31 protein-coding genes and 4 tRNA genes are annotated in these 24,939 nt (G+C 68.3%); 14 read left to right on the top strand and 21 right to left on the bottom strand.

Annotated elements, in window-relative coordinates:
• The first annotated feature begins 61 nt into the window (after window positions 1-61).
• Window positions 62-439, top strand: coding sequence for a nuclear transport factor 2 family protein (locus tag NO364_RS08650; RefSeq protein WP_157687872.1), 378 nt, complete (start codon window positions 62-64; stop codon window positions 437-439).
• Complete coding sequence (locus NO364_RS08655; protein ID WP_157687871.1) at window positions 439-666, top strand: hypothetical protein; 228 nt, start codon at window positions 439-441, stop codon at window positions 664-666. Before NO364_RS08650 ends, NO364_RS08655 begins: the two co-directional genes overlap by 1 nt.
• A gap of 2 nt (window positions 667-668) precedes the next feature.
• Here the strand turns inward: NO364_RS08655 and NO364_RS08660 are convergent, their stop codons facing one another.
• The 15 genes from NO364_RS08660 to moaA all read right to left on the bottom strand — a co-directional run bounded on the left by NO364_RS08660 (window position 669) and on the right by moaA (window position 8,965).
• Entirely contained in the window at window positions 669-1,640 is a 972-nt protein-coding gene (locus tag NO364_RS08660; RefSeq protein WP_157687870.1) for a zinc-dependent metalloprotease, read from the bottom strand.
• A gap of 85 nt (window positions 1,641-1,725) precedes the next feature.
• On the bottom strand, window positions 1,726-2,499 hold the full coding sequence (gene rpsB, locus NO364_RS08665; RefSeq protein ID WP_157687869.1) for a 30S ribosomal protein S2: 774 nt from the start codon (window positions 2,497-2,499) through the stop codon (window positions 1,726-1,728).
• Window positions 2,496-3,701, bottom strand: a complete 1,206-nt coding sequence (gene eno, locus NO364_RS08670) for a phosphopyruvate hydratase (RefSeq protein ID WP_257629096.1) — start codon at window positions 3,699-3,701, stop codon at window positions 2,496-2,498. The genes rpsB and eno overlap by 4 nt, the downstream gene beginning before the upstream one ends.
• Window positions 3,698-3,877: a DNA-directed RNA polymerase subunit K gene (locus NO364_RS08675; protein ID WP_049936586.1), complete on the bottom strand. Its 180-nt coding sequence runs from the start codon at window positions 3,875-3,877 to the stop codon at window positions 3,698-3,700. Before NO364_RS08675 ends, eno begins: the two co-directional genes overlap by 4 nt.
• The gene (locus NO364_RS08680; protein ID WP_157687867.1) at window positions 3,874-4,065 is read right to left on the bottom strand and encodes a DNA-directed RNA polymerase subunit N; all 192 of its coding nucleotides are present in this window, start codon (window positions 4,063-4,065) and stop codon (window positions 3,874-3,876) included. Before NO364_RS08680 ends, NO364_RS08675 begins: the two co-directional genes overlap by 4 nt.
• A 12-nt stretch (window positions 4,066-4,077) precedes the next feature.
• Window positions 4,078-4,476, bottom strand: coding sequence for a 30S ribosomal protein S9 (locus NO364_RS08685; protein WP_157687866.1), 399 nt, complete (start codon window positions 4,474-4,476; stop codon window positions 4,078-4,080).
• The gene (locus NO364_RS08690; RefSeq protein WP_257629097.1) at window positions 4,470-4,907 is read right to left on the bottom strand and encodes a 50S ribosomal protein L13; all 438 of its coding nucleotides are present in this window, start codon (window positions 4,905-4,907) and stop codon (window positions 4,470-4,472) included. Before NO364_RS08690 ends, NO364_RS08685 begins: the two co-directional genes overlap by 7 nt.
• Window positions 4,904-5,254, bottom strand: a complete 351-nt coding sequence (locus NO364_RS08695; RefSeq protein WP_157687864.1) for a 50S ribosomal protein L18e — start codon at window positions 5,252-5,254, stop codon at window positions 4,904-4,906. Before NO364_RS08695 ends, NO364_RS08690 begins: the two co-directional genes overlap by 4 nt.
• A 20-nt stretch (window positions 5,255-5,274) precedes the next feature.
• Window positions 5,275-5,359, bottom strand: a tRNA-Leu gene (locus tag NO364_RS08700).
• Between the two features lie 133 nt (window positions 5,360-5,492).
• Window positions 5,493-6,242: a DNA-directed RNA polymerase subunit D gene (locus NO364_RS08705; protein WP_157687863.1), complete on the bottom strand. Its 750-nt coding sequence runs from the start codon at window positions 6,240-6,242 to the stop codon at window positions 5,493-5,495.
• Window positions 6,243-6,246: 4 nt separating this feature from the next.
• Window positions 6,247-6,639, bottom strand: a complete 393-nt coding sequence (locus NO364_RS08710; protein ID WP_157687862.1) for a 30S ribosomal protein S11 — start codon at window positions 6,637-6,639, stop codon at window positions 6,247-6,249.
• The gene (locus NO364_RS08715) at window positions 6,636-7,163 is read right to left on the bottom strand and encodes a 30S ribosomal protein S4 (protein ID WP_157687861.1); all 528 of its coding nucleotides are present in this window, start codon (window positions 7,161-7,163) and stop codon (window positions 6,636-6,638) included. The genes NO364_RS08710 and NO364_RS08715 overlap by 4 nt, the downstream gene beginning before the upstream one ends.
• Window positions 7,160-7,687, bottom strand: coding sequence for a 30S ribosomal protein S13 (locus tag NO364_RS08720; protein ID WP_157687860.1), 528 nt, complete (start codon window positions 7,685-7,687; stop codon window positions 7,160-7,162). Before NO364_RS08720 ends, NO364_RS08715 begins: the two co-directional genes overlap by 4 nt.
• Before the next feature lie 17 nt (window positions 7,688-7,704).
• Window positions 7,705-7,789: transfer RNA gene (locus tag NO364_RS08725), tRNA-Ser, on the bottom strand.
• Window positions 7,790-7,957: 168 nt separating this feature from the next.
• The gene (moaA, locus tag NO364_RS08730) at window positions 7,958-8,965 is read right to left on the bottom strand and encodes a GTP 3',8-cyclase MoaA (RefSeq protein WP_257629098.1); all 1,008 of its coding nucleotides are present in this window, start codon (window positions 8,963-8,965) and stop codon (window positions 7,958-7,960) included.
• Window positions 8,966-9,124: 159 nt separating this feature from the next.
• On the opposite strand from moaA, the gene NO364_RS08735 reads away from it, so the two are divergent.
• The 6 genes from NO364_RS08735 to NO364_RS08760 all read left to right on the top strand — a co-directional run bounded on the left by NO364_RS08735 (window position 9,125) and on the right by NO364_RS08760 (window position 14,074).
• Entirely contained in the window at window positions 9,125-10,153 is a 1,029-nt protein-coding gene (locus NO364_RS08735; protein WP_157687858.1) for an Mrp/NBP35 family ATP-binding protein, read from the top strand.
• Window positions 10,154-10,226: 73 nt separating this feature from the next.
• Entirely contained in the window at window positions 10,227-10,868 is a 642-nt protein-coding gene (locus NO364_RS08740) for a uracil-DNA glycosylase (protein ID WP_394352056.1), read from the top strand.
• A gap of 137 nt (window positions 10,869-11,005) precedes the next feature.
• Window positions 11,006-11,761, top strand: a complete 756-nt coding sequence (locus NO364_RS08745; protein WP_157687857.1) for a DUF2064 domain-containing protein — start codon at window positions 11,006-11,008, stop codon at window positions 11,759-11,761.
• A gap of 50 nt (window positions 11,762-11,811) precedes the next feature.
• A tRNA-Ser gene (locus tag NO364_RS08750) sits at window positions 11,812-11,895 on the top strand.
• A gap of 481 nt (window positions 11,896-12,376) precedes the next feature.
• Window positions 12,377-12,691: a DUF5785 family protein gene (locus NO364_RS08755; protein WP_157687856.1), complete on the top strand. Its 315-nt coding sequence runs from the start codon at window positions 12,377-12,379 to the stop codon at window positions 12,689-12,691.
• Window positions 12,692-12,769: 78 nt separating this feature from the next.
• Window positions 12,770-14,074, top strand: coding sequence for an ABC transporter substrate-binding protein (locus tag NO364_RS08760; protein ID WP_157687855.1), 1,305 nt, complete (start codon window positions 12,770-12,772; stop codon window positions 14,072-14,074).
• On the opposite strand, the gene NO364_RS08765 is transcribed toward NO364_RS08760, so the two are convergent.
• Genes NO364_RS08765 through NO364_RS08780 form a run of 4 tightly spaced genes read right to left on the bottom strand, consistent with a single transcriptional unit; the run spans window position 14,071 to window position 17,963 of the window.
• Complete coding sequence (locus NO364_RS08765) at window positions 14,071-14,814, bottom strand: ABC transporter ATP-binding protein (protein ID WP_257629099.1); 744 nt, start codon at window positions 14,812-14,814, stop codon at window positions 14,071-14,073. The two genes, NO364_RS08760 and NO364_RS08765, sit on opposite strands and share 4 nt — an antisense overlap.
• Window positions 14,811-15,635, bottom strand: coding sequence for an ABC transporter ATP-binding protein (locus NO364_RS08770; protein WP_157687853.1), 825 nt, complete (start codon window positions 15,633-15,635; stop codon window positions 14,811-14,813). Before NO364_RS08770 ends, NO364_RS08765 begins: the two co-directional genes overlap by 4 nt.
• Window positions 15,628-17,022, bottom strand: a complete 1,395-nt coding sequence (locus NO364_RS08775) for a branched-chain amino acid ABC transporter permease (RefSeq protein WP_257629100.1) — start codon at window positions 17,020-17,022, stop codon at window positions 15,628-15,630. The genes NO364_RS08770 and NO364_RS08775 overlap by 8 nt, the downstream gene beginning before the upstream one ends.
• Window positions 17,019-17,963, bottom strand: a complete 945-nt coding sequence (locus NO364_RS08780; protein WP_157691039.1) for a branched-chain amino acid ABC transporter permease — start codon at window positions 17,961-17,963, stop codon at window positions 17,019-17,021. Before NO364_RS08780 ends, NO364_RS08775 begins: the two co-directional genes overlap by 4 nt.
• Window positions 17,964-18,246: 283 nt before the next feature.
• On the opposite strand from NO364_RS08780, the gene NO364_RS08785 reads away from it, so the two are divergent.
• Both NO364_RS08785 and NO364_RS08790 read left to right on the top strand, forming a co-directional pair.
• Window positions 18,247-18,732 (top strand): GNAT family N-acetyltransferase, encoded by a 486-nt coding sequence (locus NO364_RS08785; RefSeq protein ID WP_157687851.1) that lies wholly within the window; start codon window positions 18,247-18,249, stop codon window positions 18,730-18,732.
• Window positions 18,733-18,743: 11 nt separating this feature from the next.
• Window positions 18,744-18,817, top strand: a tRNA-Thr gene (locus NO364_RS08790).
• Window positions 18,818-19,521: 704 nt separating this feature from the next.
• On the opposite strand, the gene NO364_RS08795 is transcribed toward NO364_RS08790, so the two are convergent.
• Window positions 19,522-20,505 carry a DMT family transporter gene (locus NO364_RS08795; RefSeq protein ID WP_199243789.1) on the bottom strand — a complete coding sequence of 328 codons (984 nt, stop codon included), beginning with the start codon at window positions 20,503-20,505 and terminating at the stop codon, window positions 19,522-19,524.
• Window positions 20,506-20,718: 213 nt separating this feature from the next.
• Between NO364_RS08795 and NO364_RS08800 the strand changes: the two genes are divergently transcribed.
• The 3 genes from NO364_RS08800 (at window position 20,719) to NO364_RS08810 (ending at window position 22,746) form a co-directional block, all read left to right on the top strand.
• Window positions 20,719-21,513 (top strand): helix-turn-helix transcriptional regulator, encoded by a 795-nt coding sequence (locus tag NO364_RS08800; RefSeq protein WP_257629101.1) that lies wholly within the window; start codon window positions 20,719-20,721, stop codon window positions 21,511-21,513.
• Between the two features lie 322 nt (window positions 21,514-21,835).
• Window positions 21,836-22,486 carry a prolipoprotein diacylglyceryl transferase gene (locus tag NO364_RS08805; protein WP_257629102.1) on the top strand — a complete coding sequence of 217 codons (651 nt, stop codon included), beginning with the start codon at window positions 21,836-21,838 and terminating at the stop codon, window positions 22,484-22,486.
• A 56-nt stretch (window positions 22,487-22,542) separates the two neighbouring features.
• On the top strand, window positions 22,543-22,746 hold the full coding sequence (locus NO364_RS08810; RefSeq protein ID WP_157687848.1) for an FmdB family zinc ribbon protein: 204 nt from the start codon (window positions 22,543-22,545) through the stop codon (window positions 22,744-22,746).
• A 2-nt stretch (window positions 22,747-22,748) separates the two neighbouring features.
• Here the strand turns inward: NO364_RS08810 and NO364_RS08815 are convergent, their stop codons facing one another.
• A complete protein-coding gene (locus NO364_RS08815; RefSeq protein WP_257629103.1) occupies window positions 22,749-23,936 on the bottom strand; it encodes a hypothetical protein in 1,188 nt (395 codons plus the stop codon).
• 159 nt (window positions 23,937-24,095) lie between these two features.
• Here NO364_RS08815 and NO364_RS08820 point away from each other — a divergent pair, with 159 nt between their 5' ends.
• Complete coding sequence (locus NO364_RS08820; RefSeq protein WP_257629104.1) at window positions 24,096-24,938, top strand: M14 family metallopeptidase; 843 nt, start codon at window positions 24,096-24,098, stop codon at window positions 24,936-24,938.
• Window position 24,939: the final 1 nt, after the last annotated feature.

Consider the following 24,939-nt stretch of genomic DNA (forward strand, 5'->3'; position numbering starts at 1 on the left):
TGACCGGGTCCGGCCGGTCGGGGCTGAAAGAGTTAACAGCCGTCGGCGAGACGGTCCGCGCATGAACGCCGCGGCGACGATCCGCGAGTACTACGAAGCGCTCCGTCGGGGTGAACCGCTCTATCCCTACTTCGCGGAACGCCCGGACGTGGTGAAGTTCGGCGTCGGCGAGCGACTCGTCGGCTACGACGCCGTCGCCGAGGGCCTGCGCGAGCAGACCCGAACGACCGAGGACTGGACCGTCGAGAGCCGTGACCTCCGGGTGACGGAGCGTGACGGCCACGCCTACTTCTCGGACTCGGTGTCCATGGCCTGGACCGACCGGGCGGCCGACCACGAGTACGCGCTCTCGACCCGGTGGAGCGGGACGCTGGAACCGCGGGACGAGGAATGGCTGTTCGTCGGCATGCACGTGAGCACGCCGTACGTCGACGGGTGATGGTCGGGCCGAGCCTCTCCGAGGACGACCGGCGAGCCGCCTCCCGGCGGCTCAAACTCGGCTTCGTCGCGCTGGTCGGCGTCTCTGGCGGATTCGTCGCCCTCGCCGCGGGCGCGACGCCGGTACAGGGGCTCCTCGCCACCCTGGGTGGTCTCCTCGTCGGCGGCCTCCTCCTCGGATACCTCGGACGGGTCGGCCGTGACTGGCGATCGGCGCGGCGGCGCTGAGGCTACGCCCCGTCGACCCGTGCCAACCACCGCTCGGGGGCGTCGAGTTCGGCGTCGGTCGGTAGGTTCTCCGGGCGGTCCCACACCGCGCTCGCACCCGTCAGTCCCCGGGCGTCGGCGACGGCCTCGAAGAAGGCGGCGCCGCGCTCGTACTGTCGGCGCTTCAGACCGAGGCCGAGCAGGCGCCGGGCCAGCCGGGCGACCGGACCGCCACCCTGTCGGCGGGCGTCGAGTTTCGCCCGCAGGTCCGCGTAGTCGTCGTCGAAGGCGCGGTCCATCAACAGCTCGGCGTACCCCTCGACGGCGGTCATGGCCGTATCGAGTTCCCGGAAGGCCTCGCGGTCGAGGTCCCCCGCGACCAGGCCGTCGATGCCGCGTTCGAGTCGGGTTTCGAGGTGCGTCGAGAGCCAGGGCGCGGCGCCGAACTCCGCGGCGTGGGACACCTCGTGGAAGGCGATCCAGCGCCGGAACCGCGGGCGGGAGACGTCGAGGTCGTCCGCCACCGAGACGATGTTCGGATGGACGAAATAGAGGCAGTGCTCGCGGTCGGCGGGGTCGGCCTCCGCGAGGAGGAGGGGGTCGTACTGCCCGAGGACGTTCCGCCCGAGGAAGGCGAGCAACAGGGTACAGGTCCCAGTGTTGACGACCCGAGAGACGTCGGGAAGGAGGACTTCCGGTCCCTTGGCCTCCATCGGCGCCATCACCCGCCGGAAGGTGTCGACGTTCGCGTCGATCCAGTGGTGGCGGTTCTGTATCTCGACGGTCTCCGGCAGGTCGAACTCGACGCCGCCCAGCCGACGCAGTCGGTCGCGGGCGTCGCGGACGTCGGTCGCGTACCCCTCGCGTTCGGCGTCGGTGAGCGTCAACTCGCCCGGCGCCGTCCCGTCCTTGGCCGCGTCGGCGACGGCCGACCAGTCGACGTAGCCCGTCCCCGAGGCGCCGGTGACGGTGCGCACGCTCCGGAAGATGTCCATACCGGACGGTACGGTGGGTGCGTGAAAACGCTTCCGTAGCGGCCGCTGTGAGCCGTGACGTCCCGAAAAGTGACTCGGTCGCGGCTTAGATGCCCGCCTCGAAGTCGTCGAGGGCGTAGGCCGGCTCGGCGCCGCGGCGGTCGAGCGTCTCGTTGGCGAGCAGCCAGTAGACGACCGACAGCGCGCGCCGACCCTTGTTGTTCGTCGGGATGACGAGGTCGACGTTGCTGAGCTGGTTGTTCGAGTCGCACATGGCGATGACGGGGATGCCGACCGTGATGGCCTCCTTGACCGCCTGCGAGTCGCCGATGGGGTCGGTGACGACCAGCACGTCCGGCTCGATGTAGCCGTCGTAGTCCGGGTTCGTCAGCGTCCCCGGGATGAACCGCCCGGTGCGAGCGCGGGCGCCGATGGCCTCCGCGAACTTCTCGGCCGGGAAGCGACCGTACTGGCGCGAGGAGGTCACGAGGACCTGCTCGGGCGAGTAGTTCGCGAGGAAGTCCGCGGCCGTGCGGATGCGACGGTCGGTCTGGCTCACGTCGAGCACGTACAGCCCGTCGTCACGGACGCGATGGATGAACCGCTCCATGTCCTTGGTCTTCTGCTGGGTCCCGATGTGAACCCCCGCGCCGAGGTAATCCTCGACCGGGATGAGGAGGTCGGCCTCGTCGTCGGGCATCACGTTCTCGTCGAACGGCGAGGCGTCGTCCTCGGCGTCGTCCGTCTCTGCCTCGGGGGCCTCGTCGGCCGCCTCGGCGGTCGGTTCCTCCGTCTCCACGGCACCGGCGTCGGGGTCGGGCGCCTCGTCGGCCGCCTCCTCGTCCTCGACGTCGGCGAGTTCGTTGTCGTTGTCAGTCATACAGCGTCCTCCGCGATGCGGATGAGTTCGTTGAGCTTGGCGGTTCGCTCGCCGCCGACCGTGCCCGTCTTGATGAAGGGGGCGCCGGTCGCCACGGCGAGGTGTGCGATAGTCGTGTCCTCGGTTTCGCCCGAGCGATGCGAGACGACGGCCTCGAGCCCGTTACGGGTCGCGAGCTCCACCGCGTCGACGGCGTCCGAGAGCGTCCCGATCTGATTGGGCTTGACGAGGATGGCGTTGCCCGCCCCCTCGTCGATCCCGCGACGGAGCCGCTCGACGTTGGTGACGAAGAGGTCGTCGCCACACAGGACCGTCCGGTCGCCGACCCGGTCGGTCAGGTCGGCGAAGCCGTCGAAGTCGTCCTCCTCGACCGGGTCCTCGACGTACGCGAGGTCGTACTCGTCGACCAAGTCGGCGATGTAGTCGACCTGCTCGTCGGGCGTCCGCTCGACGTCGCCGTAGCGGTAGACCTCGCTCTCGGCGTCGTAGAGTTCCGACGCCGCCACGTCGAGACCGACCGCTACGTCGAAGCCGACGTCCGCGGCGACGTCATCGGTCGCGGCGGCCACGATATCGAACGCCTCGGCGTCCGTGACCGCGGGCGCCCACGCGCCCTCGTCGCCCTTGCCGGCGGGCACGTCCCGTTCGTCGAGCAACTCGCCGATCCGGTCGTGGACCGCCGCGTTGGCGAAGACGGCCTCCGAGACGTTCGGCGCGCCGTGCGGGACGGCGAGGAACTCCTGGATGTGCGTGGCTGCCTTGGCGTGCTCGCCGCCGCCGAGGACGTTCCCCAGCGGAATCGGGAGGTCGCCACCGCGGAAGGTCCCGCCGAGGTGCTGGAAGAGCGGTGCCCCAAGCACGTCGGCGCCGGCCTTCGCGGCCGCCATGGAGATGGCGACGGCGCTGTTGGCGCCGACCGTCGAGAAGTCGTCGGTGCCGTCCGCGCCGCGCAGGGCCGCGTCGACCTCCCGCTGGTTGCCCGCGTGGACCTCGTCCACGAGACGGGGGACGGCGTGCTGGCGGGCCGACGCAATGGCCTCGCCCGGCGGGAGTTCGATGGCCTCGTACTCGCCCGTAGATGCACCGCTCGGTGCAGCCGCACGTCCGAACCCGCCGGAGTCGGTCAACACGTCCGCCTCGACGGTCGGGTTGCCCCGCGAATCGAGGATCCGACGCAGGCTCACCGAGCGAATCAGCGTCATTTGCCCTCCCGCCTGACCGTGAAGGGGAGCACCCCGGCGTCGTACTCCTCGGCCGCGACGAGGATCGGCTCGCTTTGCTCCGTCTCGACGAGCACCGGCGCGCCGTAGGACACCTGCAGGGCTCGCGCCCCGAGGATGCGTGCCTTCTCGTATCGGTTGTAGCGTCCCTGACTCATTGGTAGGGGGAGACGACGTCGACCAGGTCCTTGTGCGAGACGAACATGCGCCGACAGCAGTGTCGGCTCACGCCCAAGTCGTCGAGCACCTCGGCGGGGTCCTCACCCTCGTCGAGGCGAGCCTGGTACTCCTCCCAGTGCTCGCCGATGACCTTCCCGCACGTGAAACACCGGACTGGGATCATCATGGGTGGATCACCTCAGCGGTAGGACTTCTGGTAGCGGGCCCGCGCACCGGGACCGCCCCACTTCTTGGGTTCGGACTGGCGAACGTCGTTGACCAGCAGCGACCGGTCGAACTCCATGAACGCGTCGCGGAGTTCGGCGTCGTTGTGATGTTGCACCAGCCCGCGGGCGATGGCGGTCCGCACGGCGTCCGCCTGGCCGGCGAAGCCGCCGCCGGAGACGCTCACGTCGATGTCGACCGTATCGCGGAGGTCGTCGCCGGCGATGCGGAACGGCTCCAGCATCTTCAGCTTCGAGAGGTCCGGTTCGACCAGTTCGACGGGTTGGGAGTTGATGCGCACGCGACCCTCGCCCTCGCGCACCGTGGCGCGGGCGACGGCCGTCTTCTTCTTGCCGCTCGTGTTGGTTACCATGTGACGTTCGCACCCAGTTGTTCGGAGACGTCTCCGAGGGAGACGAATTTGATGTTCGAGAGGCGATCCAGCGACGTACCCTCGAGCACGTCGCCGTCCTCGTCGAAGGGGTTGCCGACGTAGACGCGGACGTTCTCGAACGCCTCGCGACCGCGCGGCTTCTTGTAGGGCAACATTCCGCGGATCGACCGCTTGAAGATGCGGTCCGGCCGCTTTGGGTAGTACGGCCCGCTGTCGGAGCCCAGCTCCGCACGCTTGCGGTAGGTCTCCATCGTGGACTCCTCGTTGCCGGTGATGACCGCGTCCTCGGCGTTGATGACGGCGACCGTCTCGCCGGCGAGGGCGCACTGGGCCACCTCGCTGGCGACCCGGCCCATGATGCAGTCCCGCGCGTCGACGACCACGTCGGCGTCGAACTCGGCGAGGCTCATCGAATCACCCGGACGTTGGAGCCCTCGGGGTTCGACTCGGCGACGTGTTCCAGTCGCTCGGCCGCCCCGACCTGTTCGATCTTCCGTCGCGCCGTCGACGAGAAGTCGACGGCCGCGACGGTGACGTTCTTTTCGAGCACACCGCTTCCCAGCACCTTACCGGGAACGACGACGGTCTCCTCTTCGCGGGCGTACCGTTCGATCTGCCCGAGGTTGACCTCCGCGTGGGTGCGCCGTGGCTTCTCCAGGCGGTCCGCGACGTCCTGCCAGACACCGGCACCGGACTCGCGAGAGACCGCCTTCAACTCGGCGATGAGACTATTGAGTCTCGGATTGGTCTTACTCATTGTCTACCTCCAGAAGGGAGTGCAGGGAGCAGGATTTGAACCTGCGGACCCCTATGGGACAGCGCCCTGAACGCTGCGCCGTTGGCCTGACTTGGCTATCCCTGCACGCATGTCGCAGTATCGGTCGCCCCTTCAAACCAGTTTCGATTCCCGTACCCCGCCGGGCCACGGCGCTCGTGGCCGTGGCCGTCGGCGCGGGTGCGGACGTCGAAGGTGGTGTTCGGGGCATCGTGGGGTCTCAGACTGCGACTTTCGTCTCTAGTTCCGCCGCGCGGGCGCCGATCGATTCGGCGGCGCGCGTGACCAGTTCCTCGACGCTGAACGACCCGTCCGTCTCCACGTGGAAGACGAAGGCGTCGGGCACGTCGTGTACCTCCAGTTCCTTGCCGGGGTATCGGTTGGTGAGGTCGTGATCGAACTCGTCGGTCGCGACGAGTTCGCCGTCCTCGGTCTCGATGACCCCGCGAAGGATGTTCGGCTCCTGTTCGTCGAACTCGCCGGCGTCGCCGACGACCTCGACGCGCTGGAGGTGGCGGTAGCCGACAGCCACGCCGCCCTGATGTTTGGCGTGTTCGCGGCCCGTATCGAGGACGGCGTCCGCCTCGAGTTCGATCCGCTGTTGCTCTTTGAGCTCGATGATCGGGATGTTGTCGTCGGCGGGTTCGACCATGGCGTCGGACGTCTCGATGTCGCCCGAGTAGGCCGTCGCCGGGCCCTCGACGTCCAGGGCAAGCGTCACCGTCTCGCCCACCTCGAAGTCGTCGAGGGGGGTCGTCAGCGGCACCAGTCCCAGTCGGAGACCGATCATCTCGTCGAACATCACGGACGAGTTCTCGACGAACCGGACGGTGTCGATCGAGAAGGTCGGCACGTCGGCGATCATCGCCCGGCGGATGCCGTTGGCGAAGGCCGGCGACGCGCCCCTGACGAGAAAGCGTGCGTTCCGATCGTCGCGTTCGATGAACTCGACCTCGAAGTCGGCTACCATGATGTTAGAGGCGGCTGTTTTTCGGCGCGCGAGTGCCGTCGTGCGGCATCGGCGTCACGTCCTCGATGCGGCCGATCTCCAGGCCGGCACGGGCGAGCGCACGGATCGTCGCCTGTGCGCCCGGCCCGGGGGACTTGTTGCCGTTGCCGCCGGGGCCACGGACGCGAACGTGGACGCCCTCGAGGCCGGCCGCGAGGGCCTCCTCGGCGACCACTTCGGCCATCTGCATGGCCGCGTACGGCGACGCCTCGTCGCGGTTCTGTTTCACGACCGTCCCGCCGCTGGATTTGGCGAGCGTCTCCGCGCCGGTCTGGTCGGTGATCGTGATGAGCGTGTTGTTGAACGACGCGTGGACGTGGGCGATGCCCCACTTGTCCTGCGGTTCTTCGGCGCTCATTCCTGGGCCTCCGCGCGTTCGGGGTGCAGGTCGTCGGCCAGCGGACTGTTCTCGTCGAAGGCGACGGTCGGCTGCTCGTCGACCTCCACCTTCTTCGAGGGCGTCCGCACGCGGGCGCCGTCGACCGTGACGTGTCCGTGGCTGACGAACTGGCGGGCCTGCTGGGGCGTGTTTGCCAGCCCCTTCCGGTAGACGACCGTCTGCAGCCGTCGTTCGAGCAGGTCGGTCACTTCGAGCGAGAGGACGTCGCTGATGTCGTCCTGCTCGTCGAGGATGCCGAGTCGCTGGAGCCGGGCGACGAACTCGCTGCCGGCCTCGGCCGCCACCTCGACGTCGCCCTGGGCGTCGCCGAGCAGTCGTCGCGCCTCGCGGCGCATCTCGCGCAGTTCGGACTGGGCGCGCCAGAACTCCTGTTTGTTCTTCAGGCCGTAGCGCCCGAGGAGGTCCGCCTCCTCGGCGATGCGTTCGCCCTGGTACGGGTGGTTCGGCGTCTCGTAGAACTTGGTGTTCTTACCGGTCGTCATGCTTCGTCTTCCTCCGCAGCTTCCTCTTCGGCCATGTCTTCCTTGATGGCCTCGACGTTGACGCCGATGGTGCCTTCGGTGCGGCCGGTGGACTTCGTCCGCTGGCCGCGCACCTTCTGTCCGCGCTTGTGTCGGACGCCACGGTAGGAGTCGATCATCTTCATCCGGTTGATGTCCTGCGTGCGCGTCTGACTGAGGTTGGAGCCGACTCGATGGCTGCTCTCGCCGGTGTAGAAGTCGTTCCGGCGGTTCACCATCCACTCCGGGACTTCGTCGCCGAAGTTCTCCACGACCCCGATAATGCGGTCGATTTCGTCGTCGTCGAGGCGCCCGAGCGTGGCGGTTCGATCCACGTCGGCCGCGTCGGCGACGATGCGCGCCGTGCGCTTGCCGATGCCGTTCATGTCGGTGAGGCTCCGCTCGACGGCCTTCGTCCCGTCGAGGTCGGTCTGTCCGATTCGGACGAAGTACCGAAGGTCTTCGTCGTCCTCGGGGGAGCCGTCCTGTGGTTCTTCTGCACTCATGGATATCTGGGTGCGAGCGTTGCGGCGGGGATTCGAACCCCGGAGGCTTGACGCCACAGAGTTAGCAACCCTGCGCCTTGGGCCAGGCTTGGCTACCGCAACACCTGCGTTCGTGTTCGTATCGTCGCCCTACTCGGACTCGGGGCCGGACGCCCCTGCAGCGTATGCACTCGGATCAACCCGGGGACGGTACTTAAACATCACGAAAGGAAGGGGGCGTGGGGCGCGGTTACACGGGCGGTCGGCGGACGCGTCCGCGGGGCGAGCGGCTCAGACCGTCGGCGTGCCGAGGTATTCGTCGTTGACTTCCCACTCGCCGCTGTCGTTCTTGACCATGTACTCGCCGTAGTAGGGGACGCGGTTGGCCACCGTCTCCCGGAACGTCTCCCGGATCTCCGCTTTCGTCATCTCGCCCATCGACCGGAGGTCGTCGTTACGGTTGAGACAGCCCTTGAGGTAACCCTCGTGGGTGACGCGGACGCGGTGGCAGTTGGCACAGAACGTCGGGTTCTCGACGGGGTCGACGATCTCGACCATGCCACGCTCGGCCGGCGGGGCGGTCGGGCCGTCCGGATCCGTTCCGCTCACCCAGTAGCGTTTCCGGTCGTGCATCTCGCGGTGTTCGATCTCGTCGGCGATATCGGCCAGCCAGTCGTGGACGCGCCCGATGTCGATGTTCCACTCGGGCTTGCCGGTGAGTTCGGGCATGTACTCGATCAACTGGAGCTGGAGGCCGTCGTTCTCGGCGACGTGCTCGACCATGTCCTCGACGTAGCCCGCGGTGTGCTCGAAGACGACCATGTTCAGTTTGACGGGGTCGAGCCCCGCGTCGAGGGCCGCCTCGACGCCCTCCATCACCTTGTCGTAGGCGCCGGATTTCGTGATCTCGGCGAAGGCGTCGGGATCGAGAGCGTCCTGGGAGACGTTGACCCGTTCGAGACCGGCGTCGACCAGGTCCGGCGCCCGCCCGGGCAGGTAGGTCCCGTTGGTGGTCATCGACACCTCCATCGAGTCGGGAGTCCGGCGGATGATCTCCTCCAAGTCGCCCCGGAGCATCGGCTCCCCGCCGGTGAACTTCACGCTGTCGACGTCGAACTCCGCGGCGACCTCGAGGAACCGGACGACGTCGTCCGTCGACATCTCGTCGTCCTGTGGATCCATCGGACCCCGGGTGTCCCCGAGCCCCTCGTTGTGACAGTAGACACAGTCGAAGTTACAGCGGTCGGTGAGCGAGACGCGCACGCCCGAAACCTCGCGCCCGAAGTCGTCCTCCAGCATTCTACCCGATAGTTCGTCCGGAGAGGCTTAAATGGAGACGTTTTATCGGGGGTAGTGTAACCGCATTCAGTTACATACCGTCGCCCGAGTTCGCATCCTCGGTTTCACCGAGGGGAGGTCGACAAAACCCTTATCCGACGTTCACGCCGAGGCTACCGCATGGACGAAGCCGACGTACGGGAGCTGCTCGGCCGGGTCGAGGACCCAGATCTCGGCGACGACATCGTGTCGCTGGGACTGGTCAACGGCGTGGCCGTCGAGGCCGGGACCGCCAAGGTGTCGCTGGCGCTCGGGGCGCCCTACGCCCCGACGGAGAGCGCCATCGCCGCCGACGTCCGCGAGGTGCTCGCCGACGCCGGACTGGACGTGGAACTCACGGCGAAGCGGCCGGCCGAACTCCGGGACGACGAAGTGTTGCCGGGCGTGAAAAACGTCGTCGCCGTCGCCTCCGGCAAGGGCGGCGTCGGCAAATCGACGGTCGCGGTGAACCTCGCGGCCGGCCTGTCGAAACTCGGCGCCCGCGTCGGCCTGTTCGACACCGACGTCTACGGCCCGAACGTGCCACGGATGCTCGACTCCGAGGATCCGCCGACTGCGACCGACGACGACACCATCATCCCGCCCGAGCGCTACGGGGTGAAACTCATCAGCATGGCGTTCATGGTCGGCGAGGACGACCCGGTGATCTGGCGCGGCCCGATGGTCCACCAGGTGCTCACCCAACTCGTCGAGGACGTCCAGTGGGGCGAGCTCGACTACCTCGTCCTCGATTTGCCCCCGGGGACGGGCGACACGCAGCTCACCATCCTCCAGACCCTCCCGCTCACGGGCGCGGTCATCGTCACGACGCCCGAGGAGGTGGCCGTCGACGACGCCCGCAAGGGGATCCGGATGTTCGGCCGCCACGACACCAACGTTCTCGGTCTGATCGAGAACATGAGCTCGTTCGTCTGTCCGGACTGCGGCGGGGAACACGACGTGTTCGGCTCCGGCGGCGGCCGCGGCCTCGCCGAGGCGAACAAGCTCCCCTACCTCGGCGGCGTCCCCCTCGACCCCGAGATCAGAACCGGCGGCGAGCCGATGGTTCTGAAGGAGGACAATCCGACCGCCGACGCCTTCCGTGTCATCACCGAGGACGTCGCCAACAACGTCGGCGTGGTCAACCGTCGCCGCGTCTCGGACACCTGAGGGCCGTCGACGGGACGAGCCGCCGCACCAACCCCGGCCGACCGCTTTTGTGTCCGGGGCGCGAGAACGGCGTGTGAACCCAGCACAGGAAGACCCCGACAACCCGTTCGGCATGGACACCGACTGTCGGAACTGTCCGAACCTCTGTGACGTGCGAACGAACGTCGTCCACGGGTACGGCGACGTCGCGGCGGACTTCATGTTCGTCGGTGGGCGTCCGGGACCGGGCGCGGACCGAACCGGCGTCCCCTTCACCGGCGACGGCGCCGGCCGTCGCCTCCAGCGGATCCTCGGCGAACTCGGGTTCTCGAACTCGCCGCCGGACGCCGCCGAACCCGAACTCGACGGCGCGTATCTCACCTACCTCACGCGCTGTCGTCACCCCGACCGCGGGCCGACGAGCGAGGAAGTCGGCACCTGCGACCCCTACCTGACCGCGGACCTGCGCATGATCAACCCGGAGATCATCGTCCCGGTCGGCGAACTCGCGCTCCGGGAGGTGGCGGTCGAACACACGACGCGGGACGCCGAATCGCTGGACGTCGAGGCGTGTCACGCGACGACGATCCGGGGCCGCGGGTTCGAACTCGTGCCCATGCGGGCGCTCGACGACCAGACCGACGCGCAGACCGAAGCGTTCGTCGAACACGTCGCCGAGTCGGTCCTCGGACGCGATTACCGACAGACGAAAGGCCGGAGCGGCGCCCGCGACTGATACGGATTACTGTAACCGTTTACCGGTGGTTCGCCGAACTGTTCCGGCGAACCACCGGTAAGAACTTACGGTAAACAGTACGAGCCGGTCGTCACCGGACCGGCGCGTTCAAGGCCACGCCGCCACGAGCGGGTGACATGACCACCATCGCCGTCATGGCGGCCCCTCCTCGTGAGGGATTGGTCGCCACCGACCTCGCGGCGACGAGTCCGTTGACCGAGGCGGAGGCCGCGGAGTGTTACGCCGCGATGCTCCGGGACGTCCTCGTCGCCGTCTCCGAATCGGGGGCCGACCTGCTCGTCAACTACCGACCCGACGAACTCCTGCCGGCGGACCACGTCACCGACACGGCGGCCGCGGCGGAGGTGCGGGCGCTCGCCGCCGCGGCGCTCGACGACCCCGGCGAGGTGCGGTTCGAGCCCCAGGTGGGGTCGACGTTCGACGCCCGCGCGGGCAACACGATTACGCACCTCCTCCGCGAGGAGGGAGTCACCTCGGCGGCCGTCGTCGAGCCGACGGCGCCGTTTCTCACCCGTACGCTCGTCGACAACGCGGCCATGAAGCTCCGGCGCGCGGAGGCCGTCCTCGGCGTGTCGACTCGCGGTCGGACCTACTACGCCGGCTTCACCGAACCGATCGACTTCGCCGACGCCTTCGCGGCGCCCGCGTTGGAGACGGTGACCGACCGCAGCCGGGCGGCCGGCCACGAGGTGGACTTCCTGCCGATTCAGCCCGTCGTCGAGACGGGAACTGACCTCCTCGACGTGGTGCCGGCGTTGAACGCGCGGGTCGCGGCCGAACGGATCGTCCCCGCGAACACCGCCGCCTTCATCGATCGAACGGGTCTCCGGGTCGTCCACGACGACGGCGAACCGCGGCTAGCCCGGGACTGACGACCGGGGACCGACAGGCCTTAGCGGGACGATGCCGAACGGCCGACCGTGGTGGGATGGCAGAGCGGCCTATTGCGCCTGCCTTGAAAGCAGGTAGCCTCACGGCTTCCTGGGTTCGAATCCCAGTCCCACCGCTTCTCCGCGAACGCTAGTGAGCGGAGAGCGGCCGCTGGGATTCGAATCAGGGAGTGGAGCGAACGAACGTGAGCGAAACGACCGTGGTTCGAATCCCAGTCCCACCGGATTCCCTCGACTCGCGGCGCTCGTCTCGACCAGTCGCTGCTGTCCCGCTCGCTCGGGTACCTCGCTCGCGGGACTCCCACCGCAGTCTCGCGAACCCCACCGAGGACCGCGGCCCGTGTGACCGTTCCCCCCGACACACGCCACCAAACAACATGAACAATAATTATATACCCGGCGGGCGTAGGGATATCCATGTCGACACAGGGGTCGACCTCGGCGTCGTTGCACCGGTGCGGGTGTGGCGAGACGTTCGACTCGACGGAGGAGCTTCTCGAACACGCCCGCGAGGTACACCGGTTCACGCCGTGGTGACCCGCCCTCGGCGACCGGACCGAACGTAACGGCTTTGGGCCGCCCGTCCCAGGGGCCGGTATGGATTGGCCACACGACCCCGACGGCGAGGAGGGAAGCGAGGGCCGGCGCAAGTACGGTCACGCCGTCATCGCGAAGAAGGTAGACGAGGAGGAGGACTTCCCGCTCGACGTCGCGTCGTTCGTCGCGGAGTACGGCGACGACCCCGTCCGGATCGACTTCGAGACGGTCGTCTCCGTGCGCGATATCTTCGAGAACGTCGAGGCGGACGAGTTCGACGACTTCACGGAGCTCCACCGCGCTCTCGGGACGGCGATGCGCGAGAACGGCCACTGGTTCTACGAGGGCGCCGAGGAGTTCGTGGGCGACGCCTGAGCGGGGCCGGCCCGGCAGCCGACCGACTGCACACGGTTCTCGGAAGCTTTTATAAATTATCCGAGCGTTACTGTGGGTATGGTACACGATATCGGACGGCGCGAGTTCCTCGTCGGGACCGGAACGGCCGGGACCCTCGGTCTCGCGGGATGCATCGGCGGCGGTGGAAACGGCGGTGACGGCGGCGGCCCGGAGATGCTCGTCGTCATCGGCTACCCCGAGAGCGGGATCCAACTGTTCCGGGACTACTACTCGATGGCGAGCGGCGACCACGACATCCTGGTTCCCGACGGCCTCCGCGACGGCACCATGCCCGGCCAGGTCGGCAACGACATGGAGAACGTCATCGGGACGGCGCCCGCCGCCGGTGGCCCGAACCAGGAGGCGTTCAACTCGCTGTTCCAGGAACAGTACGGCGAGTCGCCGGGTGTGTTCACCTCCCAGTCGTACGACTCGGTCGCGATCCAGATCCTCGCCAACGCGGCGGCGGGCGAGAACGACGGCACGGCCGTCCGCGATCAGATGCGCCGGATTGCCAACCCCGGGGGCGACGAGTACGGCCCCCAGAACTTCCTCGACGCCGTCGAAGCGGCCGCCAACGGCGACGACATCAACTACCAAGGAGCCTCCAGCGCGACGAACTTCGACGAGGCGGGCGACCCCGCCTCGGCGGCCTACTCCATCTGGGAGTTCGAGGGCGCCGACACCGAGGGCACGAGTCGGATCGAGGTCCAGAACTTCGAGGGCGAGAACCCCGAGGGCGGCGGGCCGAGCGCCGACAGCGGCCCGGGCGGGATGGGACGGACCATCGACGTCGGCATCCTCCTGCCGGAGACGGGCGACCTCGCCTCCGTGGGTGGCCCCATGATCCAGGCGGCGCAGTTGCCGGCCCGACAGGTCAACGACTCGGATCTCGACCTCGAAGTCAACGCCCAGGTCGAGGACACCCAGACGTCGCCGTCGTCCGGCGTCACGGCGGCCGAGTCGCTCGTCAACGCCGGGATGCCGAGCGTCTGTGGGTCGGCGTCCTCGGGCGTGAACGTCCCCGTCTCACAGGAGGTGTTCATCCCCAACCAGATCGTCGGCTGTTCGCCCTCCAGTACGGCGCTCTCGGTCACCAACCTCGAGGACGACGACTACATCTTCCGGACGGCCCCGTCCGACCAGTTGCAGGGGCGCGTGATGGCACAGGTGGCTTCCGAACGACTGGGCAACTCGACGGCCGCGACGCTCTACGTCAACAACGACTACGGCCAGCAACTCTCCGAGCGGTTCACCGGGGTGTTCGAGGACACCTTCGGCGGGACGGTCACGGATCAGGTGGCGTTCAACATCGGCGAGTCGTCGTACTCTTCGGTCATCGAGACGGCCCTGTCGAGCTAACCGCCGAGGAACTCCCGGCGCACCTCCTCGTCGTCGAGGAGCGTCCGCCCGTCGCCGGTAAAGCGGTTCGTCCCGTTGGCGAGGACGTAGCCCCGGTCGCACCGACGGAGCGCCTCCTTCGCGTTCTGCTCGACCATCAGGATCGCGGTCCCCGCGTCGTTGATCTCGTCGATGCGGTCGAACATCTCGTCGACCAGATCCGGCGCCAGCCCCGCGCTCGGCTCGTCGAGGAGGAGGAGTTCCGGATCGAGCATCAGCGCCCGCCCCATCGCGAGCATCTGTCGCTGCCCGCCGCTCAGCGTACCCGCGGTCTGGGTCGATCGCTCCTCGAGGATCGGGAAGCGCTCGAACACCGCCTCGAACCGCTCCTCGGGGACGTCGTCGAGGATGTACGCCCCCATCTCCAGGTTCTCCCGGACCGAGAGCGAGGCGAAGACGTTGTCCGACTGTGGCACGTACCCGATCCCCTCGTAGATGATCTCCTCGGGGTCGAGCCCGGTGATGTCCGTGTCGTCGAACCGAACCGACCCGCCCATATGTGTGGTGAGGCCGAAGACGGACTTCATCACCGTCGACTTGCCGGCGCCGTTCGGCCCGACGACCGTGACGTACTCCCCGTCGCCGACGGCGAGGTCGACGCCGTCGAGGATCTGGAGGTCGCCGTAGCCCGCATCGAGGTCCTGGACGACGAGCAGATCGTCGGCGGCCGTGTCGGCGTCCACCTCCGCGTCGGCGCTCATACGTCACCTCCCAGGTACGCCTCGATGACCGCCTCGTCGCGTTTGACCTCCGCAGGCGTCCCCTCTGTCAGGATCCGGCCCTGGTGCATCACGATCACGTGGCGGCAGTTCTCCATGATGAGGTCCATGTCGTGTTCCACGAGCAGGAACGTGTAGCCCCGGTCCCGAAGTTCGTGGATGTGATCGAGCAGTCGGCGTTCGAGCGTGGGGTTGACCCCCGCGAAGGGTTCGTCGAGGAGCAGGACGTCCGGATCGGTCAACAGTGCACGCGCCATCTCCAGCAGTTTGCGCTGGCCGCCCGAGAGGTTACCCGCGTACTCCTCGGCGAGGTGTTCGATCTCGAAGAACTCTAGGATCTCCCACACCCGCTCCAGTAGTTCGGTCTCCTGGTCGACGACGTCCCTGCGGGCGACGGGGAGGACCGACCGCCAGAGCCGCTCGCCGCGCTGTCCCTTCGGCGCGAGCATCATGTTCTCGAGGACCGTCATCTCCTGGAGTTCGCGGGCGATCTGGAACGTCCGCACGAGGCCGCGATCGGCGATCTCGTACGGTTCGAGCCCGGTGATATCCTCGCCGTCGAAGGTGACCGTGCCGGCGTCGGGCGTGAGCATCCCGGTGATCAGGTTGAACGTCGTCGACTTGCCGGCGCCGTTCGGCCCGATGAGACCGGTGAGGGTGCCACGCTCCACCTCGAAGGTGGCGCCGTCGACGGCGGTGATCCCGCCGAAGCGTTTGGACAGCCCCTCGACCCGGAGCGGCGTGTCGGTCACCTCGGGGCGCGAGCGACCCTCGTCGCCAGCACCGTCGGCGGCGTCACTCATCCGTCTCGCCCCCGCTCGCGTCGCCCGCGGGCGTCGGATCGGTGGCGACGGCGTCGGCCTCGGAGCGACCACCGTCGCCACCCTCGCCCCCACCCGCCCGACCCATCAGCGGGATGGCAGCGGCCGTCTCCTTCCGGTGGCCGAGCATCCCCTCGGGGCGGTTGTGCATCAGCCAGATCAACACGACGCCCATGACCACGAGCTGGAGCTGACGCACGGAGTCGAGCGTGTAGAGCAGGAAGGGAACGGGATCCAGGTTCGCGACGAGCGGCGCGACCGCCGGGCCGAAACTCCCCGGGGCGTCGCCGGGCTGGAAGACGCTCGTGACGAGGTTCTGGAAGTAGAGCGGCCCCTGATAGAGGACGGCCGCGAAGACGGCGCCGCCGATGACGCTCCCGGTGTTCGAGCCCGCGCCGCCGATGATGAGTGCGATCCAGACGAAGAAGGTGAGCCGCGGCCGGAAGAAGTTGGGCGTGACGGCACCCTGTCCCATCAACCAGAGGATACCGACCAGGCCCATGAGCGCACAGCCGAGCATGAACGACGTGATCTTGAACCGACCGGTGTTCTTGCCGAGGGCGCGGGCCACGTCCTCGTCCTCCCGGATGGCCTTCAGCACGCGCCCGAACGGGGATTCGCCGGTCCGTTTCAGGAGCCAGAAGAAGCCGGCGACGACCCCGAGGAGGACGACCCCGTAGACGAGGCTGTGGACGATCGGGTCGGGGTTGTTCGGGACGACGGTGCCGACGAGGGAAACGAGGCCGCCGTAGACGCCGGCGAGGCCGAGGGCGTCGATCAGCGTCAGGAGGGGATCGGGGAAATCGAGGATGAGCCCGCTGCCGCCGCCGAAGCCGACCCGTGTCGTGTCGCCGGCGAGCGTGTAGGGGAACTGGAACCGCTGGAACGTCGAGGAGAGGAACGTAAAGCGGACGATTTCGGACATGGCGATGGTGACGATGGCGAGGTAGTCGGCCCGCAGGCGGAGCGCGGGGAGTGCGACGACGAACCCGAGGAGGGCGGCAGCGGTCATCCCGGCCAGGATGCCGACCGGGATGGGCAGTCCGAGGCCGCCGACCTGTGCCGCACCCCCGGAGCCGTAGAGGGGCTTCGAGACGAAGGCCATCACGTAGATGCCGACGGCCATGAACCCGACGACGCCGATGTTGAACAGGCCGGTGTACCCCCAGTGGAGGTTCAAAGCGAGTGCGAGGGTGGCGAAGACGCCGATGTAGAAGGTGAGCGAGGCGAGGGAGTTCAGCTGTCCGCGGAGGCTGTAACCGAGGACGAGGCCGCTCAGGAGATAGGCGGCGTAGATTGCCAGGATGACGACGAGGAGCTTGACCGCGTCCGCCTCCCAGAGTCGGCGGGCGGAGTCGGCGGTACTCATGCGGTCGACCTCCCGGAAAACAGGCCCTGGGGACGGGCCAGGAGAATGACGATCATGACGACGAAGGCGGCCGCACGGGAGAACGCGGAGGGGATCCAGAGCACCGAGACCGAGGCCGTGACGCCGATGACGAGGCCGCCGGCGATGGCGCCGTAGATGGAGCCGATGCCGCCGAGGATGACCGCGGCGAAGATCAGAAGCAGGAGCAACCAGCCGTCGTTGAACCCGAGGGTCCCCTTCCAGAGGACGAACACGTACCCGGCGACGCCGGTGAGGCCACCGCCGATGATCCACGTGGCGCGGACGACCCGTTCGGTCGGGATACCGGTGATGCGGGCCAGGTCCTCGTCGTCGGACATCGCCCGCATCGCCTTACCGAGTTTCGTCGTCTGGAGCAGGAGGTGGACGCCGAGCATCAGCCCCGCGGTGACCGCGAGGAGCGTGACGTCGTGGGCGTCGATCCGGACCGCGCCGTCGACGAAGTACAGCGATATCTGTGGGATCGCGCCCGCGGCGGTCGTCCCGCGGACGTCGGAGCCGAAGACGAACTGGATCAGATACCGGAGAGCGAAGGCGACGCCGATGCTCGTGATGAGGAGGGTGATCCCGCTCTCGGAGCGGATCGGTTCGTAGACGACGCGGTCGAGCGCCAGCGCCAACAGGACCGTGGCGACGCCGGCGACGACGATGCCGGCGACGACCGCGACGGGCGTGGTCGTCACGCCGATGCCGAGGGCGCCGCCGAGGACGGAGCCGCCGGCGCCGACGAGGAGGAGTGACCCGACGTCGGCCCGTCCCAGCCCGGCGAGCAGGTAGGTCGTCGCCCAACCCGCGAACGCGCCGCTGGTGATGTAGTCGCCGTGCGAGAAGTTCGCGAAGTTCAGAATACTGTAGGTCATCGAGAGCCCGATACCGGCGAGACCGATCACGAGGCCGCGCATCACGCCGTCCCAGACGAGGGAGCCGAGCCGCGAGAAAGATATCGATCCCGAAATGAGCAGCCCCCAGAACAGATCGGCGAGAAACAGGAGGCCGACCGCGACGAAGACGGCCGCCAACACCCGGTCAGCCGTCAGTCGCCACCGGCCCGTGAGCGATTCCGTGAGTCCCATTCGTCCTGTGTGGGAACGTGACATGGACATAAACCTTTCTTTCAGGTGAGTGATAGGCGGTCGCAGGCCGCCGGGACGGAACTGACTTCGGCGGCGGCGGCGAAGGGGGGATATGTGGACGGTCGAACCGGCGGAGCCGGGCGACGCGGCGGCGGTGGCGGACCTCTGGGTGGCGCTGGCGAGCGACCAGCGACGGCACGGGTCGCATCTCCGCGCCGCGGCGAACCGGGAGCCGATCAGGGCGGCGATGGCGCGGGCCGCGGCCGACGACCGACTCGACGTGGCCCGCGACGGCGGCGATATCGTCGGCTTCGTTCACTACGCCGTCGAACGGGGCTCGCTCGTCCAGGACCTGACCCGCGGCGTCGTCAACGACCTCTACGTCGTTCCGGAGCGGCGGAGCGAGGGCATCGGGACCTCCCTGCTCGACGCCGCGGAGGCGACGCTCCGTGATCGGGGGGCCGACACCGTCAGCGTGGAGGCACTGGCGGACAACGAGCGGGCGATCCGACTGTACGAACGGCGGGGCTACCGTCCACACCGCGTCGAGTTCGAGCGTGAGGTCGAAAACGATAAACGCTCCCGCGGGGACCGATAACCCGTCGGCGCGCCAGGGGAGCATGGGCGGTTCATGCACTCGACTTGTAATCGAGATTTCGTGGGTTCAAATCCCACCCCTGGCTCCTGACACCTTCTCCGAGGCGACGCGGCGAACGGCGGGCCGCCCCGTCGTCGATTCCGAGCGATGCCACGAGTCACGGCGAGCGTCGGGTGAGGGCTCGACCGGAGAGACGGCACGGATCACGTTCGCCGGCATACGGAATACCGGGCACGACGTGGGCCGAAAAATGACGGCACCGATGCCGTCGGGAGCGGGACGGCGCAGTGACGGGATCGGCGGCACGCGGAGGGGGTGGCGAGGCCCTGACGTGCCGCCGAGAGGCGGATGCGATGACTGGAGGCCGACGTGACGTCCGAACGATGTGACGGGACTGGCCCCGTCAAACAAGTTGACTCGACGACACTAATACCCCGATAGTTTCGAAGATACTCACAACGAACCGACCGAACGGCGGACTGCACCGACCCGTCGGATCTGGGCGGGCCGCGTTCGTGGACCGGTGCCGGCCGACAGTAGTCCCCCGGCCACGGAGTCCGAGCGAGCGACGGTGTCGGCGGGGCCGGTGTCGGCACGGGGAGACGGTAACACGGCTTTCGTGAGCAGGGTGGACGTTCCGGATCACGATGCGGGCATGTCGCATCGGCGGGTGCCATCCGCCCCAGGGCCTGCCGGCACCGACCGTCTCCCCCATCAATCGTTCAGTTCAACTGACTTATATTTCGGGGCGAGGAGGTCGTCGGCCGAGCAGGGCCGCGTGATATGGCGTCAGTCGGCCTCGATGCCGCGGGTTTCGTCCGCCGCCGGCGCGTCGACGATGTCGGGCGACCGTTCGCTCGCCCGGCGCCGCAGGGTCGGGAGGTCGACCGACTCGCTGCCGATCACCGCGAAGCCGGCGAAGACCGTCAGGAACCCGACGACCGCGGCCGTCGAGATGGTCTCCCCGAGGAACGCCCACCCGCCGATGGCGGCGATTACGGGAACCAGGTAGAAGACCAGGTTCGACCGGATGGCCCCCGCGGCGTCCAGGAGACCGAAGTAGGCGATGTAGGCCACCCCACCGGCGAGGAGGCCGACGTAGGCGAGGGCTGCGACGGCCTCGGGCGTCCACGCGATGGCGGCGGGTGACTCGCCGGCACCCAGGCTGAACAGGTGACAGCAGAGCGCCGCGATGGGGAGCCCCCAGGCGGTCCGTACCGTACTGGACAGGCCGCCGCCCGACCACCGGATCAGGACGCTGCCCAGGGCGCCGCTCACCGCACCCGCAAAGAGGATGGCCTTGCCCAGGCTGCCGGCCATCAGCGTCGCCGGATCGGGGTTGACGACTAGCGCGACGCCGACGAACCCCAGCGCCATGCCGCCGACGCCGCGGAGCGAGAGCCGTTCGTCGGCCAGCAAGAGCGACGCGAAGACGGGCGTCAGGATGGGGTTGAGGCTGAACACGATGGCGGCGACGGCGCTCGTGGTGTACTCCTGGCCCACGAACAGCAAGGCGTTCGTGATCCCGATGGCGAACACGCCGGTCGCGAGGATACCGGCCGCGTCCCGCCACGTCCGAGGGACGAGGTTCGCCCGCTCCGTCGTCAGCGCCGCGTAGCCGAGGAGGGCCACCGCCGCGACGTCGAACCGGAGCGCGACGAAAAGCAGGGGCGGGAAGTACGCGAGTCCGGCCTTGGCCGCCACGAAGGTCCCTCCGAAGAGGACGCCCGTGACCGCGAAGGCCAGAAGCGAGCGGCGATCCGCCGCGCTCACTCTCCGCCCCCAGCGAAGGTCCGTTCGCCGCCCGTTCCGCAGATCGAGATCCGCCGTCGTCGGTTCATAGCTCACCGTACGCGACGGAGCCCTATAGTTTAATTCGTAAAAATTTTCACGATAAGAAAGGAGCGCAGTCCGTCCGATCCGTTCGTGAGGTGCAACGATTTCAGGGGGCGAAAGTGGTTTGTCGTCACGGGGACGACTGCGATCATGGAGTCCGCACTGTCGGAGATCGAGTTCCTGGCGCTCTCGCCGAACCGGGTGGCTGTCCTCCGACGGCTCGCGGAGGAGTCCCACACGCGCACGGACCTCGCGGTGGCGACGGGCGCCTCCCAGGCGACGCTCGGGCGGATCCTACGGGACTTCGAGGAGCGGTCGTGGATCCGGCGGGTCGAGGGTGGGTACGCCGCCACCGCGACGGGCGAACTGATCGCGGACGGCTTCCTCGATCTGCTGGCGATCCTGGAGATCGAGGGCGAACTCCGGCCGATCGTCCGCTATCTTCCGACCGACGAACTCGGCTTCGACCTGCGGCGGTTCGAGGACGCGACGATCACCGTCCCGAGCGGCACGAAGCCGAACGCGCCGGTCAAGCGGGTGCTCGATTTCCTCCGGACCGCCGCGGACGTGCGGGTGTTCTCCCACGCGTTCAACGAGGGGAGCCTCCGGGTGATCGAGGAGCGGGTGAGCGCCGGCGAGACGACCTTCGAGGGCGTCTTCTCGCGGAGCGCTTTGGACGCCGTCGCCGACGACGCCGGCCTCCGTCGCCGTCTCGGCTCGCTGATCGATACCTCGTCGGCGACGGTGCGGGTCCGCGACGGCGAGATTCCGCTGGCGGTGACCGTCGCGGACGGCGCGGTCCACATGCTTCTGCGGGACGAGAACGGCATCCTGCAGGCGTCGGTCGACACCGACGACCCGGCGGTTCGCGACTGGGCACGCGAGACCTTCGAAGCGTACTGGGAGACCGCCGAGCGGGTCGATCCGGACGAACTCACCCACTGAGTCGAGCACCGGTCGGTGGGGCAGCGGTTCCCGTCCACCCGAACACGCGACGCCGCCGGTCAGGACCGGGAGCGTCGATAGTTGACCAGCCGTCCCCCGCAGGTCGGACAGGTCACCCGAAACGGCCCCGCCTCGATCTCCCGGTCGCACCCCGGACAGACGTAGCGTGCCATCGTCACGGCCTATACGTCCACGATAATTAACGTTTTCGTCGTGTTCGATCACACACATACTGATTCTCGCAATATAGACGGACGATCGGTCAGGTTCGTCGCCGCCGAGGGACCGGAAACACTTAGCACGCGCCCGCGGAGATAATCGTATGGTTCAGTTGCGGTCCTGTTACTTCTGTGGCGGCGTCGGCGACTCGCTTCGCGAGTACGAGGTGGTGCCGGAGCGCCTCGACACCGGCGGCGACGGCCGGTCGGCGGTCCTGTGTTCGACCTGTCACGAGAAACTCCGCCGGATGCTCGAACCGCTGGCCGGGGAATCCGCGTCGACGGCGGGGACGGCCGATCCCGAGCCCGCGTCGCTCCAGGAGGTCACTTTCGCGTCCGACGCCGGGGACGACGCGTCGGCGGATACGACGGATGCAGGCCTCGGGGACCGGGCCGGCGGGCCGTCCGAAGCGGCGAGTGACGCCGGCGAGACGGCATCGGAGTCGACGAGCGAGACGGCATCGGAGTCGACGAGCGAGACGGCATCGGAGTCGGCGGATCGGGAAGACGACGAACGGGAGCGATCCACGACGACGAGCGAGTCGGACCCCGACGGCGACGTCCCCGAGGAGTATTACACGGTGCTTCGCCTCCTCCAGAACCGCGAGTTCCCGATGGAACGGGCCACATTGGTCGACATCGTGACGGGTGCGTACGACGTGTCGGAACCCCAGTGCGAGCGCATCCTCGAGACGGCAGTCGAACGTGGCGTCCTGGTCACGGACGGGTCGACTCTCGACCTCGGGCGAAGCTGACGGAGAACACGAACAATTATGCATGATAATCGATAACGTGGGGGTGGTGGTGACGCATGAGCCTCATGGACAAGGTGAAAGAACTGTTGGTACCCGACGACGAGGAGACAGTTCTCTACGACTACGAGTGTCAGGATTGCGGTACGACATTCACGACCAACGCGGAGGCTGACGAAGCGACGTGTGAGGAGTGTGGCTCGTCCGACCTGGAGGAGGTCGGCCGGATGTACGCGGGCGGCGGCGGCGGCGCGCCCGGGTGAGGCTACGCGTCGGCGTCGCTTCCCGGGAGCCGCCCCGGATCGCCCGAGCGGAGGATGTACTCGATGGCGATTCCGTTGAGCGGCGACCCCGCCTCGGCGGCGTGGTTCCGCGCCAGGTGGAAGTACCGCTCCGTGATGCCGACGACGTTCTCGTAGGCCGTCGCGTCGTCGTCCGTGAGGGCGTACTCGGCGGTGACGGGCGTGAGCTGTCCCTCGGCCACGTCGTCGCGGTAGTCGTCGACGTCGTCGAGCCAGATCTGTGCGCCGATGATCGCGAGGACGATGGACGTCCCGAACGCGGCGGGAATCTCGAAGCCGATGCCGCGGTAGGCGTCCAACATCCCGCGGTAGATGACGCCCACGCGGTCGTACTGGGTCCGGAGGTACGGGAGGTCCCGCTCGTCGCCCTCGAAGGGGGCGTCCTCGGGGACGGACGCGAACTTGTACTCGGACTCGATACGCTCGACGGCGTCGGCGTCGCCGTCGAGGGCGTCGGCGAGCAGTTCGCGGAACCGGTCGTCCTGCTCCTGGTGGGCCTCGGATCGCTCGACGGCGTCGTCGTAGGCGACCCGCACCGCGTCGGGGGCCCGGTCGAACGCCGCCTCGACGACGGACTGGAGGTGTGCCTGGGCGGCCACCGCGACGCGCTCCCGGTCGACCTCCGTCCCGCCGTCGACGCGGACCTCGAAGTCCTCGAACTCGTCGTCGTTGATGGCATCGCGCATGTCGCCGTCGAGCAGCGCCTGGACGATGAGCGCGGTTGCCTCCTCGGCGCGTTCGACGTACTCCCTGGCCTCGCGGTTGGCGGCCGCAGAGGGGTCGACACGGCCCAGTCGGCCGCGCAGGCCGGTTGCCCCGTCGGCGACGGGGTCGTACCCGGCCGTCGAGCGTGCGATGGCCCGCCGGTACAGGTAGCCGAGCGTTAGCTCCGCCGGGAGCGTGAGTTTCGTCTCGTACTCGAAGTCGACCGTCTCGACGCCCAGTTCCGCGGCGACGGCGTCCTCGATGTCGGCGTACACGTCGTCGAGGATTGCCTCGAGCGTGTCGTCGACGGCCGACTTGATCCGGAGCGCGCGGTAGTCGAAGCGACCGCTCTCGGCGTAGTAGCCCAGGATCGCCCGCTGGGCGGTCGACAGGCGGTCGGTCGCGGCGAGACGGCGGGCGACGGCCCGCGGCGGCGACCGGATCACCGCTGCGGGCGCCCGGTCGGCGTCCCGGCCACCCCCTCCACCTCCCGACGGTTGACTCGGAGCCTCATGGGGCGAAGGGTCCCCGGCGACGGGTATCAACCTTGTTATCGTCGGGAGCGATGGGACAGCTTTTCGGGGCCGGATATCCCACTAGCGGCCATGCAGGTCCACACGGTCGGTGACGGGGCCCCCGAGGTCGCGGTCGTCGGCGCGGTCCACGGGGACGAGCCCTGTGGCGCCCGTGCGATCGAGCGCTTCCTCGAATCCGAGCCCGACGTCGACCGCCCGGCGAAGTTGATCGTCGCCAACGAGCACGCCCTGGAGCGGGGGGTCCGGTACGTCGATACGGACCTCAACCGGTGTCTGCCCGGCGACCCCGAGAGCGACCAGTACGAGGAGCGACTGGCCGCCGAACTCATGGACGAGGTGCGGGGCTGTGTCACACTCGGCATCCACTCGACCGTCTCCTACGACCGCCCCTTCGCCAACGTGGCATATCTGAACGAGCGGAAACGCGAGGCCGTCGCCCACCTGCCCGTCGAGTCCGTCGTCGACTTCACCGTCGTCGCCGACGGCCGCTCGGTCGAACTGCCCGGGTTCGTCGACATCGAGGCGGGCCACCAGGGCTCGGCTGCCGCCGTCGACAACGCCTACGACTGTCTGGTCGCCTTCCTCCAAACCGCGGACGTCCTCCCGGGCGACCCCCCCGCGCCCGATCCGGACGTCTACGAGGTGACCGAACCCATCTACAAGGAACCGGGACGGACCTACCGGTTCCGCGGTGAGAACTTCGAGCGCGTGCCCGCCGGCGAGCGGTTCGCGACGGTCGACGGCGAGGACCTGGTCGCCGACGAGGAGTTCTGGCCCGTCCTCATGTCCGGCGACGGCCACGACGTCCTCCTCGGCTACCGGTCGACCCACCGGGGACCGCTGTCGACCCTCCCCGAACCGGAGCACGGGGACGCGACCGCGGATCCGCCAGCCGACGAGGCGACCGACTAGT

The organism is Haloplanus salinarum, from assembly GCF_024498175.1.
Lineage (GTDB): Archaea > Halobacteriota > Halobacteria > Halobacteriales > Haloferacaceae > Haloplanus > Haloplanus salinarum.